Origin of the sequence: Geobacillus sp. CAMR5420 (assembly GCF_000691465.1) — a bacterium.
GTDB classification, from domain to species: Bacteria; Bacillota; Bacilli; order Bacillales; family Anoxybacillaceae; genus Geobacillus; species Geobacillus thermoleovorans.
Window position 1 is genome coordinate 151,163 of record NZ_JHUS01000002.1, and the last position, 18,838, is coordinate 170,000.

12 protein-coding genes, 2 tRNA genes, 3 rRNA genes, 1 other RNA gene and 1 other annotated feature (1 of these 19 only partly in view) are annotated in these 18,838 nt (G+C 53.2%); of the genes, 16 read left to right on the forward strand and 2 right to left on the reverse strand.

Annotated elements, in window-relative coordinates:
* The first annotated feature begins 9 nt into the window (after positions 1 to 9).
* From DI44_RS15760 to rrf, 6 genes are all read left to right on the forward strand, one after another.
* Entirely contained in the window at positions 10 to 1,077 is a 1,068-nt protein-coding gene (locus DI44_RS15760) for an HD-GYP domain-containing protein (RefSeq protein WP_014194554.1), read from the forward strand.
* 327 nt (positions 1,078 to 1,404) lie between these two features.
* Positions 1,405 to 2,962 (forward strand): 16S ribosomal RNA (locus tag DI44_RS15755).
* Between the two features lie 99 nt (positions 2,963 to 3,061).
* Positions 3,062 to 3,135 (forward strand) — tRNA-Ile (locus DI44_RS15750).
* Positions 3,136 to 3,141: 6 nt separating this feature from the next.
* Positions 3,142 to 3,217 (forward strand) — tRNA-Ala (locus DI44_RS15745).
* A 336-nt stretch (positions 3,218 to 3,553) separates the two neighbouring features.
* Positions 3,554 to 6,483 (forward strand): 23S ribosomal RNA (locus DI44_RS15740).
* 237 nt (positions 6,484 to 6,720) lie between these two features.
* Positions 6,721 to 6,837 (forward strand): 5S ribosomal RNA (gene rrf, locus DI44_RS15735).
* The 16S, 23S and 5S rRNA genes sit together here with 2 tRNA genes alongside, the layout of an rRNA operon.
* Before the next feature lie 44 nt (positions 6,838 to 6,881).
* Here rrf and DI44_RS15730 read toward each other — a convergent pair.
* On the reverse strand, positions 6,882 to 7,859 hold the full coding sequence (locus DI44_RS15730) for a YaaC family protein (protein ID WP_012820422.1): 978 nt from the start codon (positions 7,857 to 7,859) through the stop codon (positions 6,882 to 6,884).
* Positions 7,860 to 7,984: 125 nt separating this feature from the next.
* Here DI44_RS15730 and guaB point away from each other — a divergent pair, with 125 nt between their 5' ends.
* The 5 genes from guaB (at position 7,985) to serS (ending at position 14,101) form a co-directional block, all read left to right on the forward strand.
* Positions 7,985 to 9,451: an IMP dehydrogenase gene (gene guaB, locus DI44_RS15725; RefSeq protein WP_033024488.1), complete on the forward strand. Its 1,467-nt coding sequence runs from the start codon at positions 7,985 to 7,987 to the stop codon at positions 9,449 to 9,451.
* Positions 9,452 to 9,555: 104 nt separating this feature from the next.
* Positions 9,556 to 10,914: a serine hydrolase gene (locus DI44_RS15720; protein ID WP_011229526.1), complete on the forward strand. Its 1,359-nt coding sequence runs from the start codon at positions 9,556 to 9,558 to the stop codon at positions 10,912 to 10,914.
* Between the two features lie 129 nt (positions 10,915 to 11,043).
* The gene (pdxS, locus tag DI44_RS15715) at positions 11,044 to 11,928 is read left to right on the forward strand and encodes a pyridoxal 5'-phosphate synthase lyase subunit PdxS (RefSeq protein ID WP_033008824.1); all 885 of its coding nucleotides are present in this window, start codon (positions 11,044 to 11,046) and stop codon (positions 11,926 to 11,928) included.
* A gap of 24 nt (positions 11,929 to 11,952) precedes the next feature.
* Positions 11,953 to 12,543: a pyridoxal 5'-phosphate synthase glutaminase subunit PdxT gene (gene pdxT / locus DI44_RS15710; RefSeq protein WP_033024489.1), complete on the forward strand. Its 591-nt coding sequence runs from the start codon at positions 11,953 to 11,955 to the stop codon at positions 12,541 to 12,543.
* A 9-nt stretch (positions 12,544 to 12,552) separates the two neighbouring features.
* Positions 12,553 to 12,773 (forward strand) — a binding site (T-box leader).
* A 53-nt stretch (positions 12,774 to 12,826) separates the two neighbouring features.
* Entirely contained in the window at positions 12,827 to 14,101 is a 1,275-nt protein-coding gene (gene serS, locus DI44_RS15705; RefSeq protein WP_033024490.1) for a serine--tRNA ligase, read from the forward strand.
* Between the two features lie 221 nt (positions 14,102 to 14,322).
* Here the strand turns inward: serS and DI44_RS15695 are convergent, their stop codons facing one another.
* Positions 14,323 to 15,609: a glycoside hydrolase family 18 protein gene (locus tag DI44_RS15695; RefSeq protein WP_014194557.1), complete on the reverse strand. Its 1,287-nt coding sequence runs from the start codon at positions 15,607 to 15,609 to the stop codon at positions 14,323 to 14,325.
* Between the two features lie 85 nt (positions 15,610 to 15,694).
* On the opposite strand from DI44_RS15695, the gene tadA reads away from it, so the two are divergent.
* The 5 genes from tadA to recR all read left to right on the forward strand — a co-directional run.
* Positions 15,695 to 16,192, forward strand: a complete 498-nt coding sequence (gene tadA, locus DI44_RS15690; protein ID WP_011229532.1) for a tRNA adenosine(34) deaminase TadA — start codon at positions 15,695 to 15,697, stop codon at positions 16,190 to 16,192.
* A gap of 38 nt (positions 16,193 to 16,230) precedes the next feature.
* Positions 16,231 to 16,495, forward strand: an RNA gene (gene ffs, locus DI44_RS17650) — signal recognition particle sRNA large type.
* Between the two features lie 117 nt (positions 16,496 to 16,612).
* Positions 16,613 to 18,292 (forward strand): DNA polymerase III subunit gamma/tau, encoded by a 1,680-nt coding sequence (gene dnaX, locus DI44_RS15685; protein ID WP_011229533.1) that lies wholly within the window; start codon positions 16,613 to 16,615, stop codon positions 18,290 to 18,292.
* A 23-nt stretch (positions 18,293 to 18,315) separates the two neighbouring features.
* A complete protein-coding gene (locus DI44_RS15680) occupies positions 18,316 to 18,642 on the forward strand; it encodes a YbaB/EbfC family nucleoid-associated protein (RefSeq protein ID WP_011229534.1) in 327 nt (108 codons plus the stop codon).
* Positions 18,643 to 18,651: 9 nt separating this feature from the next.
* Positions 18,652 to 18,838, forward strand: partial view of a recombination mediator RecR gene (gene recR / locus DI44_RS15675; RefSeq protein ID WP_011229535.1) — the start only. It continues 410 nt past the right edge of the window; the window shows 187 of its 597 coding nt (coding positions 1-187); its start codon is at positions 18,652 to 18,654; its stop codon lies beyond the right edge, outside the window.

The window sequence follows — 18,838 nt, forward strand, 5'->3', positions numbered from 1 at the left end:
CACTAATCGATGGTCCGTGTGAAACGCTCCCAGCTTCGCGAAGGATGCGTGCTCGCTGAAGATGTGCTCGGCAAGACGAAACGTCCAATTATACCGAAAAACACCGTGATCACGAAACCGTTGCTACTCGTACTTGAAAAATTCCTCGTTGAGGAAGTGGACGTTGAACCATTGCTTGCTAACGGTGAACCATTTCCCAACGTCGATTCCGCATCAACGGCGGTTGCCAAACAGCCGATGGCCTTCTACTTAGAGGCGGTCCAACGATACAAAACATGGTTTCAATCGTGGCAAGCCGGTTTGCCGGTTGATATCGGCGAAATCAGAGGGGTCATCATTTCGCTTTTTGAACGAATGGCGGGCCAAAAACGGGAGTTGCTTATGTTGCATCATTACGCAACAAAGGACGAATATTTGCACCATCATGCCGTCAGCGTCGGGCTGCTCGCGGGCTTTTTGGCCATGCAGCTTGGATACAGCGAAGGGGAATGCCACCAAATCGCCCTTGCCGGTGTGCTAGCAGACTGTGGCATGGCGAAAGTAAGTAAGAGAATTTTGACAAATCCGTCAGCGCTCACTGAAGCCGAGTTCAATGAAGTAAAGCAGCACCCTGTCTTCAGCTACCGCATGGTGCAAAAAATCCCTGCGCTAAACCATGGGGCAAAACTTGCTGTGTTGCAACATCATGAACGAAATGACGGCAGCGGCTACCCGCTCGGAGTAAAAGCAGAAAGAATTCACCCTTACAGCCAGATCGTTGCCGTCGCTGATGTCTACCATGCCATGACTTCAGAACGGTTATACCGTCGCAAACAGTCGCCGTTTCGGGCCATTGAAACGATGCAAAGGGAGCAGTTCGGCAAACTGAGTACAGAAGCTGTCGCCGCGCTGGTGAACAATCTCATCGGCCTACAAACAGGAGCCGTCGTCAAACTCTCCAACGGCGAAATGGCTGAAGTTATGTTTATTCCTTCGGACGAGCCAGCCCGGCCAATCGTCAAGATCATCGAAACCGGACAGTTGCTGTCACTAAGCGTTCAGCGGGACATATATATCGAGGAAATGGTGCAAGGTTGATCAGTGTCAGTTCCAAAAAATACTATTGCCTAAACAACATCCACATGATACAATCAACATTGCTTGTGACGGTAAAGAAATAAAAAAGTTGTTGACTTTTCGTTGTCCATGGGTTATTATTTAATAGCTGTCATCATTAAGGGACAGCGAAAAAGCTCCTTGAAAACTAAACAAAACGCAAGCGTCATAAGAAAAGCTGAGGCTCGCGGGTCGCCGCGATGGGCAAATGTTCTTCGCCTGCAGGGATTTACAATCCCGAAGGCGAAGGTTATTTGACCCCGAGAGGCGGCGGGCCGAAGCTGGACAATGCGAAAAGCCAATCAACTTTCTTTGGAGAGTTTGATCCTGGCTCAGGACGAACGCTGGCGGCGTGCCTAATACATGCAAGTCGAGCGGACCAAATCGGAGCTTGCTCTGATTTGGTCAGCGGCGGACGGGTGAGTAACACGTGGGCAACCTGCCCGCAAGACCGGGATAACTCCGGGAAACCGGAGCTAATACCGGATAACACCGAAGACCGCATGGTCTTTGGTTGAAAGGCGGCCTTTGGCTGTCACTTGCGGATGGGCCCGCGGCGCATTAGCTAGTTGGTGAGGTAACGGCTCACCAAGGCGACGATGCGTAGCCGGCCTGAGAGGGTGACCGGCCACACTGGGACTGAGACACGGCCCAGACTCCTACGGGAGGCAGCAGTAGGGAATCTTCCGCAATGGGCGAAAGCCTGACGGAGCGACGCCGCGTGAGCGAAGAAGGCCTTCGGGTCGTAAAGCTCTGTTGTGAGGGACGAAGGAGCGCCGTTCGAAGAGGGCGGCGCGGTGACGGTACCTCACGAGGAAGCCCCGGCTAACTACGTGCCAGCAGCCGCGGTAATACGTAGGGGGCGAGCGTTGTCCGGAATTATTGGGCGTAAAGCGCGCGCAGGCGGTTCCTTAAGTCTGATGTGAAAGCCCACGGCTCAACCGTGGAGGGTCATTGGAAACTGGGGGACTTGAGTGCAGGAGAGGAGAGCGGAATTCCACGTGTAGCGGTGAAATGCGTAGAGATGTGGAGGAACACCAGTGGCGAAGGCGGCTCTCTGGCCTGCAACTGACGCTGAGGCGCGAAAGCGTGGGGAGCAAACAGGATTAGATACCCTGGTAGTCCACGCCGTAAACGATGAGTGCTAAGTGTTAGAGGGGTCACACCCTTTAGTGCTGCAGCTAACGCGATAAGCACTCCGCCTGGGGAGTACGGCCGCAAGGCTGAAACTCAAAGGAATTGACGGGGGCCCGCACAAGCGGTGGAGCATGTGGTTTAATTCGAAGCAACGCGAAGAACCTTACCAGGTCTTGACATCCCCTGACAACCCAAGAGATTGGGCGTTCCCCCTTCGGGGGGACAGGGTGACAGGTGGTGCATGGTTGTCGTCAGCTCGTGTCGTGAGATGTTGGGTTAAGTCCCGCAACGAGCGCAACCCTCGCCTCTAGTTGCCAGCACGAAGGTGGGCACTCTAGAGGGACTGCCGGCGACAAGTCGGAGGAAGGTGGGGATGACGTCAAATCATCATGCCCCTTATGACCTGGGCTACACACGTGCTACAATGGGCGGTACAAAGGGCTGCGAACCCGCGAGGGGGAGCGAATCCCAAAAAGCCGCTCTCAGTTCGGATTGCAGGCTGCAACTCGCCTGCATGAAGCCGGAATCGCTAGTAATCGCGGATCAGCATGCCGCGGTGAATACGTTCCCGGGCCTTGTACACACCGCCCGTCACACCACGAGAGCTTGCAACACCCGAAGTCGGTGAGGTAACCCGCAAGGGAGCCAGCCGCCGAAGGTGGGGCAAGTGATTGGGGTGAAGTCGTAACAAGGTAGCCGTACCGGAAGGTGCGGCTGGATCACCTCCTTTCTAAGGATGTTATTGACAAAATCGAATGGTTTGATTATAATGACGCTTGCTGTTTTGTTTAGTTTTGAGGGAACTTATTGTTCCTTGCAATGTGTATATGGGCCTATAGCTCAGCTGGTCAGAGCGCACGCCTGATAAGCGTGAGGTCGGTGGTTCAAGTCCACTTAGGCCCATTGGATGGGGCCTTAGCTCAGCTGGGAGAGCGCCTGCTTTGCAAGCAGGAGGTCATCGGTTCGATCCCGATAGGCTCCACCATATCAAGGTAAGAGGTTTCAACGTAGTTGCTTTGCGTCTGCGTCTACAAGCGGATTCGGAGAAGCCGAATTCCTCGACGCAAACCAGCGAAGAAGCGAATTCAAAGGAGCTACTTTGCGTCTGTGCCTGCGTCTGCTAGCAGGTTCAGGGAGCAAGATTCCTCGGCACAAAGCCGCAAGGAAGTTTGTTCAAAGAAGTCGCTTTGCGTCTACAAGTGAATTCAGAGAAGCTGGATTCCTCGGCGCAAAGCTGCAAAGAAGCAGACTCAAGGCAGCAGCTTCGTTCCTTGAAAACTAGATAACCGATAAAGCAAAGGAAGAAGCCGAGAGCGCAATAGGTTAAGCTGGAAAGGGCGCACGGTGGATGCCTTGGCACTAGGAGCCGATGAAGGACGGGGCAAACGCCGAAACGCTTCGGGGAGCTGTAAGCAAGCGTTGATCCGGAGATGTCCGAATGGGGGAACCCACTGTCCGTAATGGGGCAGTATCCATGCCTGAATCCATAGGGCATGGAGGGCACACCCGGGGAACTGAAACATCTTAGTACCCGGAGGAGAAGAAAGCAACCGCGATTCCCTGAGTAGCGGCGAGCGAAACGGGAACAGCCCAAACCAAGAGGCGTGTCCTCTTGGGGTTGTAGGACCGCTCACGATGGGAGTGAGAAAGGGACGGGGTAGACGAACCGGTCTGGAACGGCCGGCCAGAGAAGGTGAGAGCCCTGTAGTCGAAACTTCGTTCCCTCCCGAGCGGATCCTGAGTACGGCGGGACACGAGGAATCCCGTCGGAAGCAGGGAGGACCATCTCCCAAGGCTAAATACTCCCTAGTGACCGATAGTGCACCAGTACCGTGAGGGAAAGGTGAAAAGCACCCCGGGAGGGGAGTGAAAGAGAACCTGAAACCGTGTGCCTACAAGTAGTCAGAGCCCGTTGATGGGTGATGGCGTGCCTTTTGTAGAATGAACCGGCGAGTGACGATGGCGTGCGAGGTTAAGCCGAAGAGGCGGAGCCGCAGCGAAAGCGAGTCTGAACAGGGCGTGTGAGTACGTCGTCGTCGACCCGAAACCAGGTGATCTACCCATGTCCAGGGTGAAGGCCGGGTAACACCGGCTGGAGGCCCGAACCCACGAACGTTGAAAAGTGCGGGGATGAGGTGTGGGTAGGGGTGAAATGCCAATCGAACTTGGAGATAGCTGGTTCTCCCCGAAATAGCTTTAGGGCTAGCCTCGGGTTTGAGAGTCTTGGAGGTAGAGCACTGATTGGGCTAGGGGCCCCAAACGGGTTACCGAACCCAGTCAAACTCCGAATGCCAACGACTTATGCCCGGGAGTCAGACTGCGAGTGATAAGATCCGTGGTCGAGAGGGGAACAGCCCAGACCGCCAGCTAAGGCCCCGAAGTGCACGTTCAGTGGAAAAGGATGTGGAGTTGCCGAGACAACCAGGATGTTGGCTTAGAAGCAGCCACCATTTAAAGAGTGCGTAATAGCTCACTGGTCGAGTGACTCTGCGCCGAAAATGTACCGGGGCTAAACGTGCCGCCGAAGCTGCGGGATGACCGTTGGTCATCGGTAGGGGAGCGTTCTAAGGGCAGAGAAGCCAGACCGGAAGGACTGGTGGAGCGCTTAGAAGTGAGAATGCCGGTATGAGTAGCGAAAACAGAGGTGAGAATCCTCTGCGCCGAAAGCCTAAGGGTTCCTGAGGAAGGTTCGTCCGCTCAGGGTTAGTCGGGACCTAAGCCGAGGCCGAAAGGCGTAGGTGATGGACAACAGGTTGAGATTCCTGTACCACCTTCTTCCCGTTTGAGCGATGGGGGGACGCAGGAGGATAGGGCGAGCAGGCGGCTGGAAGAGCCTGTCCAAGCCGTGAGGCTGATCCGCAGGCAAATCCGCGGATCATAAGGCTAAGCGGTGACGGCGACGGAGTGATCCGGAAGTCCCCGATTTCACACTGCCAAGAAAAGCCTCTAGCGAGGGAAGAGGTGCCCGTACCGCAAACCGACACAGGTAGGCGAGGAGAGAATCCTAAGGCGCGCGGGAGAACTCTCGTTAAGGAACTCGGCAAAATGACCCCGTAACTTCGGGAGAAGGGGTGCTCTTTGGGGTGAAGAGCCCTGAAGAGCCGCAGTGAAAAGGCCCAAGCGACTGTTTATCAAAAACACAGGTCTCTGCGAAGCCGAAAGGCGACGTATAGGGGCTGACACCTGCCCGGTGCTGGAAGGTTAAGGGGAGCGCTTAGCGGAAGCGAAGGTGCGAACCGAAGCCCCAGTAAACGGCGGCCGTAACTATAACGGTCCTAAGGTAGCGAAATTCCTTGTCGGGTAAGTTCCGACCCGCACGAAAGGTGTAACGACTTGGGCGCTGTCTCAACGAGAGACCCGGTGAAATTATACTACCTGTGAAGATGCAGGTTACCCGCGACAGGACGGAAAGACCCCGTGGAGCTTTACTGCAGCCTGATATGGAATTTTGGTATCGCTTGTACAGGATAGGTGGGAGCCTGGGAAGCCGGAGCGCCAGCTTCGGTGGAGGCGACGGTGGGATACCACCCTGGCGGTATTGAAATTCTAACCCGCACCCCTTAGCGGGGTGGGAGACAGTGTCAGGTGGGCAGTTTGACTGGGGCGGTCGCCTCCCAAAAGGTAACGGAGGCGCCCAAAGGTTCCCTCAGAATGGTTGGAAATCATTCGGAGAGTGCAAAGGCACAAGGGAGCTTGACTGCGAGACGGACAGGTCGAGCAGGGACGAAAGTCGGGCTTAGTGATCCGGTGGTTCCGCATGGAAGGGCCATCGCTCAACGGATAAAAGCTACCCCGGGGATAACAGGCTGATCTCCCCCAAGAGTCCACATCGACGGGGAGGTTTGGCACCTCGATGTCGGCTCATCGCATCCTGGGGCTGTAGTCGGTCCCAAGGGTTGGGCTGTTCGCCCATTAAAGCGGTACGCGAGCTGGGTTCAGAACGTCGTGAGACAGTTCGGTCCCTATCCGTCGCGGGCGGAGGAAATTTGAGAGGAGCTGTCCTTAGTACGAGAGGACCGGGATGGACGCACCGCTGGTGTACCAGTTGTCCCGCCAGGGGCACCGCTGGGTAGCTATGTGCGGACGGGATAAGCGCTGAAAGCATCTAAGCGTGAAGCCCCCCTCAAGATGAGATTTCCCACCGCGCAAAGCGGGTAAGATCCCTCGAAGATGACGAGGTCGATAGGTCCGAGGTGGAAGCGTGGCGACACGTGGAGCTGACGGATACTAATCGATCGAGGGCTTAACCAAGAAAAGCGCAGGCGAGCGGGTCGCCGCGACGGGCAAATGTTCTTCGCCTGCAGGGATTTCCGATCCCGAAGGCGAAGGTTATTTGACCCCGAGCGGCGGCGAGCCGGAGCTGGACAATGCGAAAAGCGCAGGCGAGCGGCTTCTTCCAACGGTTATCTAGTTTTGAGGGAATGAACATCCTGTTGACAAATCCAACAGGATGGATATAATAATTACTGTCCAAGATGATCATCATTGCCTAGTGGCTATGGCGGAGGGGAAACACCCGTTCCCATCCCGAACACGGAAGTTAAGCCCTCCAGCGCCGATGGTAGTTGGGGCCAGCGCCCCTGCAAGAGTAGGTCGTTGCTAGGCGAAAATCCCCTGCTGTATATACAGCAGGGGATTTTTGATTTGATTCAACCCAAAAATTTCCGCATTAAGTATTCATGAAGCAGCAACGGCACTTTTTCCGCCGACACGGAGAGAAACTCAAGAATAAAAGTGTATGCCTTGCTTGGGTAAGAATGGAGAAGCTCGCTCCACCATTCCGTCTCATAGCGCGAAATCATGCTCAAGTTATACAGCAACAAGTAATGGGCGTGTATTTCTGGAAGAGAGAATGTTTTCTCTTTCTTGACTGGAATTCGGAGTGTACCGTCAAGATGGAATAAAAACGGACCTTCTCCGGCCGGCGACAGCGGCGATTCTATATGAAAATACAGAAATTCTCCTTCTTCTTTGGCGAACGAAAGCCGCTTTCCTTGTCCTTCTTCACAGAGATATTGGACAAAGCGGGACAACGACATATGGTAGTGGTCCAAAATCACTTTTGGGATGGCGAGCATCGGCGGCGAAGCAGTATGTACAACAGGCAAGGATAACGGTTTTTTTCGCCCGCTTAGAAGAAAAAACGTTTCATGCAACTCGCCAATTCGTTGCAACAGCGTGCCCATGCGAAATTTTTCCCCAGCTTCTTGTTTCACATGAAACATTTTTTCAGAAAAATGTGCGAATAAACCGTTTTTTTGTATTTTCACTTCATCATCTAAAAATTCGTAGCCCTGTTTTTTTCGTTTTCTTGCTGATACACCATGGGCCAAGACCGATGTTGATTCCGGGTAGTCGGGGTCGACAGTGAGCAGGCATGCTTTTAAGAGCTGCACCATGCCGTAAAACAAGAGAACTGGCTTGATGGACAGCGGCGCCTGCTGGGCAGCGGCGTAAAAGTTTTGCCCGTGTTCCAGATAATATAAAAATGGGTAACAGTTTGCATAACTGCGTTGGACGGCGTCATCCCGCTGCAGCTGTTGATAGCATTGCCGCAAAAATTGCTGCGCAGTATCGGCCGAGCGGAAAACAGAAAGGCGAAACAGTTGACCGTGATTTCCGAACATTTTTACCCCCCTTACATAGAATTGTCTTGAAATAACTGAAAAGTTGGACATTTTCTTGATTCCTTGACAGTAGTTTAACCAGTTGTTAAGCTACTAATAATATTTCCGGACAAGGGGGAGAAAACATGTGGGAAGCGAAATTCGCCAAGGAAGGATTGACGTTTGATGACGTTCTTCTCATCCCAGCGAAGTCGGACGTATTGCCGCGCGATGTTGATGTAACCACGAAGTTGAGCGATACGCTGCAGTTGAACATCCCGATTCTCAGCGCTGGGATGGATACGGTCACCGAAGCGGAGATGGCAATTGCGATGGCGCGTCAGGGAGGCCTTGGCATCATTCACAAAAATATGTCGATCGAACAGCAGGCCGAGCAGGTCGACAAGGTGAAACGGTCGGAACGAGGCGTCATTACGGACCCGTTTTTCCTAACGCCGGATCATCAAGTGTATGATGCAGAACACTTAATGAGTAAATATCGGATCTCGGGGGTGCCGATCGTCAACAACCCCGAGGAGCAAAAATTGGTCGGCATTATTACGAACCGTGACTTGCGTTTCATTCAAGACTATTCGATTAAAATTTCCGAGGTAATGACGAAGGAAAACTTGATCACTGCTCCGGTGGGGACAACGTTGGAGGAAGCAGAGAAAATTTTGCAGCGACACAAGGTCGAAAAACTGCCTCTTGTTGATGAAAACGGTGTGCTGAAGGGATTAATTACGATCAAGGATATTGAAAAGGTCATTGAGTTCCCGAATTCGGCGAAAGATGCGAAAGGGAGGCTGATTGTCGGGGCGGCCGTCGGGGTGACGGCGGACACGATGATTCGCGTCAAAAAGCTTGTTGAGGCAGGGGTTGATGTCATTGTCGTTGACACGGCGCACGGCCATTCGAAAGGCGTCCTAGAGACGGTGGCCAACATCCGACGCCAATACCCGGACTTGAACATCATCGCCGGCAATGTCGCGACAGCTGAAGGGACGCGCGACTTGATTGAGGCTGGGGCGAACATTATTAAAGTCGGAATCGGTCCGGGGTCCATCTGCACGACCCGGGTTGTCGCCGGGGTTGGTGTGCCGCAAATTACGGCGATCTACGACTGTGCGACTGAGGCGCGCAAACATGGCGTCCCGGTCATCGCTGACGGCGGGATCAAATATTCCGGCGACATTGTGAAGGCGATCGCGGCTGGGGCGCATGCGGTTATGCTCGGCAGCTTGCTTGCTGGTGTTTCCGAAAGCCCGGGTGAGACGGAAATTTACCAAGGCCGCCGCTTTAAGGTGTACCGGGGCATGGGATCGGTCGCAGCCATGGAGCGCGGCAGCAAAGACCGCTATTTTCAAGAAGATGCGAAAAAGTTTGTCCCGGAAGGCATCGAGGGACGCGTTCCATACAAAGGGCCGCTTGCCGACACGATTTATCAGCTTGTCGGTGGGTTGCGCGCCGGCATGGGTTATTGTGGAACCCGCAATTTGGAAGAGCTGCGCGAAAAAACGCAGTTTATCCGCATGACGAGCGCGGGGCTTCGTGAAAGCCATCCGCATGACGTGCAAATTACGAAAGAAGCGCCGAACTACTCTGCTTTTTGATCGGAGTTGCGCCGATCGGCTCAACTTTGACGGAGACATGTCCTCCGTCTATTTTTTTGGCCGACGGTATGTTACAATAACGGTTGTGTGAGGAGGGTGTCATTGTGAGGAGGAGAAAACAAAACTGGTTGTTTTGGTTGCTGTCGATTTGCCTTTGTTTAACGTTTGGTCCGTTTCAACAGACGGTGAAGGCGGAAAGCGCCCCGCTTGACATCCGGGCGGACGCTGCGATTTTAGTGGATGCACAAACGGGAAGAATTTTGTATGAAAAAAATATCGATACGGTGCTTGGGATTGCCAGCATGACGAAAATGATGACCGAGTATTTGCTTCTTGACGCCATTAAGGCGAAGCGCGTCAAATGGGATCAAATGTACACGCCAAGCGATTACGTGTACCGGCTGTCGCAAGACCGGGCGCTGTCCAATGTCCCGTTGCGAAAAGATGGCAAGTATACGGTGCGTGAGCTGTACGAGGCAATGGCCATTTATTCGGCGAACGGGGCAACGGTCGCAATTGCTGAGATCATCGCTGGATCGGAGAAAAATTTTGTGAAAATGATGAACGACAAAGCGAAAGAGCTTGGGCTGAAAGATTATAAGTTTGTCAATGCCACAGGGTTGAGCAATAAGGATTTAAAAGGATTCCATCCGGAAGGGACAAGCACAAATGAGGAAAACGTCATGTCCGCACGTGCGATGGCGATGCTTGCCTACCGGTTGCTGAAAGATCATCCCGAAGTGCTGAAAACAGCGAGCATTCCTCATAAAGTATTCCGGGAAGGAACAAAAGATGAAATCAAAATGGACAACTGGAATTGGATGCTGCCTGGGCTTGTGTACGGATACGAAGGTGTAGACGGGTTGAAAACCGGCTATACGGAATTTGCCGGCAACTGTTTCACCGGGACGGCGAAACGAAACGGCGTCCGCTTGATTTCGGTTGTCATGAACGCGAAAGATGCGAGTGGGAAAACAACAAAAGAGGCGCGCTTTAAAGAGACAGAAAAACTATTTAACTACGGATTCAACCAATACTCCCTCGAGACGCTTTATCCAAAAGGGTACCAGCTGAAAGGAAAAGAAACACTTCCGGTCGTGAAAGGGAAAGAAAAAGAGGTTCGTGTCGCGACAGGAAAGAATCTGGATCTGCTTGTGAAAAACGGCGAGGAAAAACAATACAAACCTGTATATGTGTTGGACAAGAAAAAAATGACAAAAGAAGGAAAGCTAGTCGCCCCTTTGAAAAAAGGGGAAACGGTTGGATATATGACGCTCGAATATAAAGGGGACGACTCCCTTGCCTTCTTAAGCCCAGACATGCAAAAAAACATCCGTGTGCCGCTTGTCACAACAGCTGAAGTCGAAAAAGCCAATTGGTTTGTTCTTTCGATGCGCGCGGTCGGCGGACTGTTTGTTGATTTATGGACAAGCGTCGCCAAAACAGTGAAAGGCTGGCTGTAAAATCGACTCCCCTTGATGGGGAGCTTTTTTCCATTGTGATTTTTGTAAAAATTGAGGTAAAATAAAACAGTGGAATCATCCTTTTGCGTATATAGCAAAGCATAAGGATAGGAACAGGGGGAATCAACGTTGGCATTGACAGGTACAGACCGCGTCAAACGCGGCATGGCGGAAATGCAAAAAGGCGGCGTCATTATGGACGTCGTCAATGCGGAGCAAGCGAAGATTGCTGAGGCGGCAGGGGCTGTCGCAGTCATGGCGCTCGAGCGCGTCCCGGCAGACATTCGCGCCGCTGGCGGTGTCGCGCGCATGGCTGATCCGACGATCATTGAAGAAGTGATGAACGCTGTATCAATCCCAGTCATGGCAAAAGTGCGCATCGGGCATTATGTGGAAGCGCGCGTCCTTGAGGCGCTCGGCGTCGACTATATTGACGAAAGTGAAGTATTGACGCCGGCTGATGAAGAGTTCCATATTGACAAACGGCAGTTTACGGTCCCATTTGTATGCGGTTGCCGCGACTTAGGAGAGGCCGCCCGCCGCATTGCTGAAGGGGCATCGATGTTGCGGACAAAAGGGGAGCCAGGGACAGGAAACATCGTCGAGGCCGTTCGCCATATGCGCAAAGTCAACGCGCAAATCCGCAAAGTTGTCAGCATGAGCGAAGACGAACTTGTCGCCGAGGCGAAACAGCTTGGGGCTCCGGTTGAAGTGCTGCGTGAAATCAAACGGCTTGGCCGCCTGCCGGTCGTCAACTTTGCCGCTGGCGGTGTCGCGACACCAGCTGACGCCGCGCTCATGATGCACTTAGGCGCCGACGGTGTCTTCGTCGGTTCGGGCATTTTTAAATCGGAAAATCCGGAAAAATACGCTCGTGCGATCGTTGAAGCGACGACTCATTATGAAGACTATGAGCTGATCGCCCATCTATCGAAAGGGCTGGGCGGCGCAATGCGCGGCATCGATGTCGCGACATTGTTGCCGGAGCATCGGATGCAAGAACGAGGCTGGTAAGCCGGACAAAGGAGCAAGATCACAATGAAAATAGGTGTACTTGGACTGCAAGGAGCTGTGCAGGAACATGTCCGCGCCATCGAGGCGTGCGGCGCCGAGGCGGTCGTCGTGAAGAAACCGGAGCAGCTTTCGGGACTCGACGGACTCGTGCTCCCGGGCGGCGAAAGCACAACAATGCGGCGGCTCATCGACCGCTATGGGCTGATGGAGCCGCTCAAGCAATTTGCCGCTGATGGCAAGCCGATGTTTGGGACATGCGCCGGGCTCATTTTGCTGGCGAAACGAATCGTCGGGTATGATGAGCCGCACTTAGGCCTGATGGATATTACGGTCGAGCGGAACTCGTTTGGGCGGCAGCGGGAAAGCTTTGAGGCGGAGCTGTCGATCAAGGGGGTTGGCGACGGGTTTGTCGGCGTCTTCATCCGTGCTCCGCACATTGTCGAGGTCGGCGACGGGGTCGATGTCCTCGCGACATACAATGACCGCATTGTCGCGGCCCGGCAAGGCCAGTTTCTTGGTTGCTCGTTCCATCCAGAGCTGACCGACGATCATCGATTGATGCAATACTTTCTCAACATGGTCAAAGAAGCGAAAATGACGTCAAGCCTTAAGTAAAGTGATCAAGCGAAAGCGATGAGAGGAACAAGCAGCAGACCCCCTTTCTTTCAGAGAGCCGGTGGGTGGTGCAAACCGGCAGGAAGCGCCTGTGAATCCATCCTCGAGCAAAACGTTGAACGCCAAAGCGGGTCAGTAGGCGTTTTCGGCAGCCGCCGTGAACGGCAAAAAGGGAAGGCATCGCAAACCTTCAATAAGGGTGGCACCGCGGGGTCGCTCCCGTCCCTTTTGGGGACGGGGGCTTTTTTATGTATAATATTGAATGGAAAAGGAGGTAAAAGCCATGCTGGATGTGAAAATATTGCGCGCCCAGTTTGAAGAAGTGAAAGAAAAACTAATGCAGCGCGGCGGAGATTTGGCGAACATCGACCGGTTTGAACAGTTGGACAAAGAACGCCGCCGTTTGATTGCTGAGGTGGAAGAGCTAAAAAGCAAACGCAATGATGTGTCGCAGCAAATCGCTGTCCTAAAGCGCGAGAAAAAGGATGCGGAGCCGCTGATCGTCCAAATGCGCGAAGTCGGCGACCGCATTAAGCAAATGGATGAGCACATTCGCCAACTGGAAGAGGAACTCAACGCCCTGTTGTTATCGATTCCAAATATTCCGCATGAATCCGTACCGGTCGGCCAGTCGGAAGAGGACAATGTCGAAGTGCGGAGATGGGGGGAGCCGCGTTCGTTTTCGTTTGAACCGAAACCGCATTGGGATATCGCCGACCAGCTTGGTCTGCTTGATTTTGAGCGGGCGGCTAAAGTGGCAGGAAGCCGGTTTGTGTTTTATAAAGGGTTGGGCGCTCGGCTTGAGCGGGCGTTAATCAACTTTATGCTTGACATCCATCTCGATGAATTCGGCTATGAAGAAGTGCTGCCCCCCTATTTGGTGAACCGGGCAAGCATGATTGGAACCGGGCAATTGCCGAAATTTGCCGAGGATGCGTTTCATTTGGACAGCGAAGACTATTTTCTCATTCCGACAGCGGAAGTGCCGGTGACGAACTTGCATCGCGATGAAATTTTATCTGCAGATGATTTGCCGCTTTACTATGCAGCGTACAGCGCCTGTTTCCGCGCTGAAGCTGGTTCGGCCGGCCGCGACACAAGAGGGCTCATCCGTCAGCATCAGTTCAACAAAGTGGAGCTTGTTAAGTTTGTCAAACCGGAAGATTCATACGAGGAACTGGAAAAATTGACACGGCAGGCGGAAACGATTTTGCAGCGGCTCGGGCTTCCGTACCGCGTTGTCGCCTTGTGCACCGGAGACCTTGGATTCTCGGCGGCGAAAACGTACGATATTGAAGTTTGGCTGCCAAGTTACGGAACGTACCGGGAAATTTCGTCGTGCAGCAACTTTGAGGCGTTTCAAGCGCGCCGTGCCAACATCCGCTTCCGTCGGGATCCAAAAGCGAAACCGGAGTACGTGCATACATTAAACGGTTCGGGGCTAGCCATTGGGCGGACGGTCGCCGCCATTTTGGAAAACTACCAGCAAGAAGACGGCTCGGTCATCGTTCCGGAAGCGCTTCGTCCTTACATGGGGAATCGGGACGTCATTCGCTGAAAAAAAGGTGCTTGAGGCAAATCGTTGGTTGACTTTTCCCGACTGCCGTGTTATAGTGAATGACGTTGGCAATGAGGAACAAGAAGTCTTGTTCTTGGCCAAGACGATGATGAAGAGGACTGACGCGCATAAGAGGAGATTGTCATCTGAAACGGCTGACCGCCGAAAGCCGTTTCCCATCATAAAAAAACCCGCCGTTGACCGGCGGGTTTTTTATGCCTTTATTTTTTTACAACAGTAAATTGATCAGCGATCAGCAGCCAGTTTTGTGGAAAATCAATGCCAAGTTTCCAATAGCTGACCCCGCGCAAACCAAGTTCCTTCACGAGATTAAATTTTGCTTGAATGGAGCGGGCGTCCTCAAACCATACTTCATGCTCGCGTCCGTTTTCGTCGCGATAGCGAAAATGCGGTGCCTGCGCCTCCGTATCGTATTCGATGGCAACGTTATACTTTGCGGCGAGGGCGATGGCTTGCTGCGGGCTGATGGCCTGGGCGTACGGGCCGCCGGGTACATATGGCAGCGTCCAGTCGTAGCCATACAAGTTTTGCCCCATCAAAATTTTTCCGGCTGGCATTTCAGAGATGGCGTACTCGAGAACGCGGCGGACCGGACCGATCGGGGACACCGGCATCGGCGGCCCGCCGCTGTAGCCCCATTCATACGTCATGATCACGACAAAGTCGACAATTTGTCCATGGGCGCGGTAGTCGTGTGCTTCGTACCAACGTCCGCGCTGGGTCGCGCTCGTTTTCGGCGCCAAGGCGGTCGACATCATCCACCCTTCTCGTGCAAACCGCCGTTTCGCTTTGCGCAAAAACGCATTATACGCCTCACGGTCTTCCGGGCGCAAATATTCAAAATCAAAATGGATGTCGCGGAAGCCATACCGTCTAGCGGTCGCGACAATGTTGTCGAGCAGACGATTTTGCAGCGTTTCGTTTGTTAACATAAGCGCGCCGAGCTCGTCGCTGAACTGCCCGTTTTCAATGTTGGCGACAACCATAACGAGCGTGACGCGGTTGGCGCGGGCAATATCCGGAAAGTCGTCAAGCGGCGGCTCTTGCAATGTCGCGTCGCGTCGGATCGCAAAATAAAAAGGACTCAAATAAGTCAAATACGGAGCGGCTTCGCGAGCGCTCGCCTCCAGCGCTGGGCTGACAGTCGCGCCGCGCGGTTCAATATAGGCGTTAAACTCCGCTCTTCGCTTGGCGCCGGGCGGTATATAAAGCCGCTGCCCGACCTTAAGCGGAGCGTTTAAGGAGAGGCGATTCACTTCGGCAAGCCGCTGCATCGGAATCGAAAATCGGCGTGCAATCGACCATAACGTGTCGCCGCGCTGCACCCAGTAAAAACGACCGACGATCGGGATCACGAGCGCCTGACCGACAACGAGTTTATCAGGGTTTGGAAGCTTGTTGGCCCGGACAATGTCTTCCGCCGTGGTCCCGTATGCCTCAGCAATTCCACTTAACGTTTGTCCACTCTGCACTACGTGGATTTGCATACTTGACCTCCTAGTTGCGTCTTTATTCTCCATATTCTATGATGAAAAGAAAGGAGAAATGACCGTTTGTGTGAAGGGGTATACGATGAACACCGACGAGTACTACATGCGATTGGCAATGGAAGAAGCAAAAAAAGCGGAGCAGATCGGCGAAGTGCCGATCGGCGCTGTCATCGTTCAAGACGGCCGCGTCATCGCCCGCGCTCATAATTTGCGGGAAACCGAACAACGCGCCATCGCTCATGCAGAAATTTTGGCAATCGATGAAGCATGCCGGGCAACCGGTTCATGGCGGCTTGAGCGGGCGACGTTGTACGTAACGCTTGAGCCGTGCGCCATGTGCGCAGGCGCCATTGTTCTTTCCCGCATCGAACGGGTTGTATTTGGCGCGTTTGACCCAAAGGGAGGGTGCGCTGGGACATTGATGAACTTATTGCAGGAAAGCCGATTTAACCATCAGGTTAAGGTGGTAAGCGGGGTGCTTGCTGACGAGTGCGGTTCGCTGTTGAGCCAATTTTTTCGACGATTGCGCGAACAAAAGAGAAATGTTGGCGGGAGTGCCAACGAAAATTCCGTCGATTGACATTGCATTTTTTCCGCTAACGAGCTATACTGATAGTGCCGTGCTAAGCGGGGAGGTAGCGGTGCCCTGTACTCGCAATCCGCTCTAGCGAGGCTGAATTCCTTCTCGAGGTTAGTCTGTTGCGAGGCCTGTCTCAAGCAAGTGGTGTTGACGTCTGGGTCCCGCGCAATGGGATTCCGTGAACCCTGTCAGGTCCGGAAGGAAGCAGCAGTAAGCGGATGCTCCCATGTGCCGCGGGGACGCCTGGGCTGAGCTAACTGCTTGAGCAACGCTCGGGGCAGCTAATCGACAGAAGGTGCACGGCCTTACATAGCGATAGGGAACAAAACCCACTCATGGCGAGTGGGTTTTTTGTTATTTCAAATTGCAATAGGAAGTTATATAATAGATAGGACAAGAGAAAGAGGAGGGCCGTTTTCCGTGGCATACCAAGCGTTATATCGCGTGTTTCGGCCGCAGCGCTTTGCGGACATGGTCGGCCAAGAACACGTGACCAAGACGTTGCAAAGCGCCCTGCTTCAACATAAAATATCGCACGCTTACTTATTTTCCGGCCCGCGCGGTACAGGAAAAACGAGCGCAGCGAAAATTTTCGCCAAGGCGGTCAACTGTGAACAGGCGCCAGCGGCGGAGCCATGCAATGAGTGTCCAGCTTGCCTCGGCATTACGAATGGAACGGTTCCCGATGTGCTGGAAATTGACGCTGCTTCCAACAACCGCGTCGATGAAATTCGTGATATCCGTGAGAAGGTGAAATTTGCGCCGACGTCGGCCCGCTACAAAGTGTATATCATTGACGAGGTGCATATGCTGTCGATCGGTGCGTTTAACGCGCTGTTGAAAACGTTGGAGGAGCCGCCGAAACACGTCATTTTCATTTTGGCCACGACCGAGCCGCACAAAATTCCGACGACGATCATTTCCCGCTGCCAACGGTTCGATTTTCGCCGCATCCCGCTTCCGGCGATCGTTTCACGGCTAAAGTATGTCGCAAGCGCCCAAGGTGTCGAGGCGTCCGATGAGGCATTGTCCGCCATCGCCCGTGCTGCAGACGGGGGGATGCGCGATGCGCTCAGCTTGCTTGATCAAGCCATTTCGTTCAGCGACGGGAAACTTCGGCTCGACGACGTGCTGGCGATGACCGGGGCTGCATCATTTGCCGCCTTATCGAGCTTCATCGAAGCCATCCACCGCAAAGATACAGCGGCGGTTCTTCAGCAGTTGGAAACGATGATGGCGCAAGGGAAAGATCCGCATCGTTTGGTTGAAGACTTGATTTTGTACTATCGCGATTTATTGCTGTACAAAACCGCTCCCTATGTGGAGGGAGCGATTCAAATTGCTGTCGTTGACGAAGCGTTCACTTCACTGTCGGAAATGATTCCGGTTTCCAATTTATACGAGGCCATCGAGTTGCTGAACAAAAGCCAGCAAGAGATGAAGTGGACAAACCACCCGCGCCTTCTGTTGGAAGTGGCGCTTGTGAAACTTTGCCATCCATCAGCCGCCGCCCCGTCGCTGTCGGCTTCCGAGTTGGAACCGTTGATAAAGCGGATTGAAACGCTGGAGGCGGAATTGCGGCGCCTGAAGGAACAACCGCCTGCCCCTCCGTCGACCGCCGCGCCGGTGAAAAAACTGTCCAAACCGATGAAAACGGGGGGATATAAAGCCCCGGTTGGCCGCATTTACGAGCTGTTGAAACAGGCGACGCATGAAGATTTAGCTTTGGTGAAAGGATGCTGGGCGGATGTGCTCGACACGTTGAAACGGCAGCATAAAGTGTCGCACGCTGCCTTGCTGCAAGAGAGCGAGCCGGTTGCAGCGAGCGCCTCAGCGTTTGTATTAAAATTCAAATACGAAATCCACTGCAAAATGGCGACCGATCCCACAAGTTCGGTCAAAGAAAACGTCGAAGCGATTTTGTTTGAGCTGACAAACCGCCGCTTTGAAATGGTAGCCATTCCGGAGGGAGAATGGGGAAAAATAAGAGAAGAGTTCATCCGCAATAAGGACGCCATGGTGGAAAAAAGCGAAGAAGATCCGTTAATCGCCGAAGCGAAGCGGCTGTTTGGCGAAGAGCTGATCGAAATTAAAGAATAAACCGTTTAAAGGAGGATGCCAAGATGATGCGTGGCGGAATGGGCAATATGCAAAAAATGTTAAAACAAATGCAAAAAATGCAAAAAGAAATGCAAAAAGCGCAGGAAGAGTTGGCGGAAAAAACGGTGGAAGGCACGGCGGGCGGAGGCATGGTGACCGTTGTCGCTAACGGTCATAAACAAATTTTGGAAGTAAAAATTAAAGAGGAAGTCGTCGACCCAGACGATATTGAAATGCTGCAAGATTTGATTTTGGCAGCGACAAACGATGCGTTGAAAAAAGCGGATGAGTTGGCTAATGAAATGATGGGGCAGTTTACGAAAGGACTTAACATTCCAGGGTTGTTCTAGGGGGGGCGTATGCATTATCCAGAACCGCTATCGAAGTTGATTGACAGTTTTATGAAACTGCCCGGCATCGGCCCGAAAACGGCTGCCCGCCTTGCATTTCATGTGCTGGCGATGAAAGAAGACACCGTGCTTGAGTTTGCCAAAGCGCTCGTTGATGTCAAGCGGCATATTCATTATTGCACGATTTGCGGACATA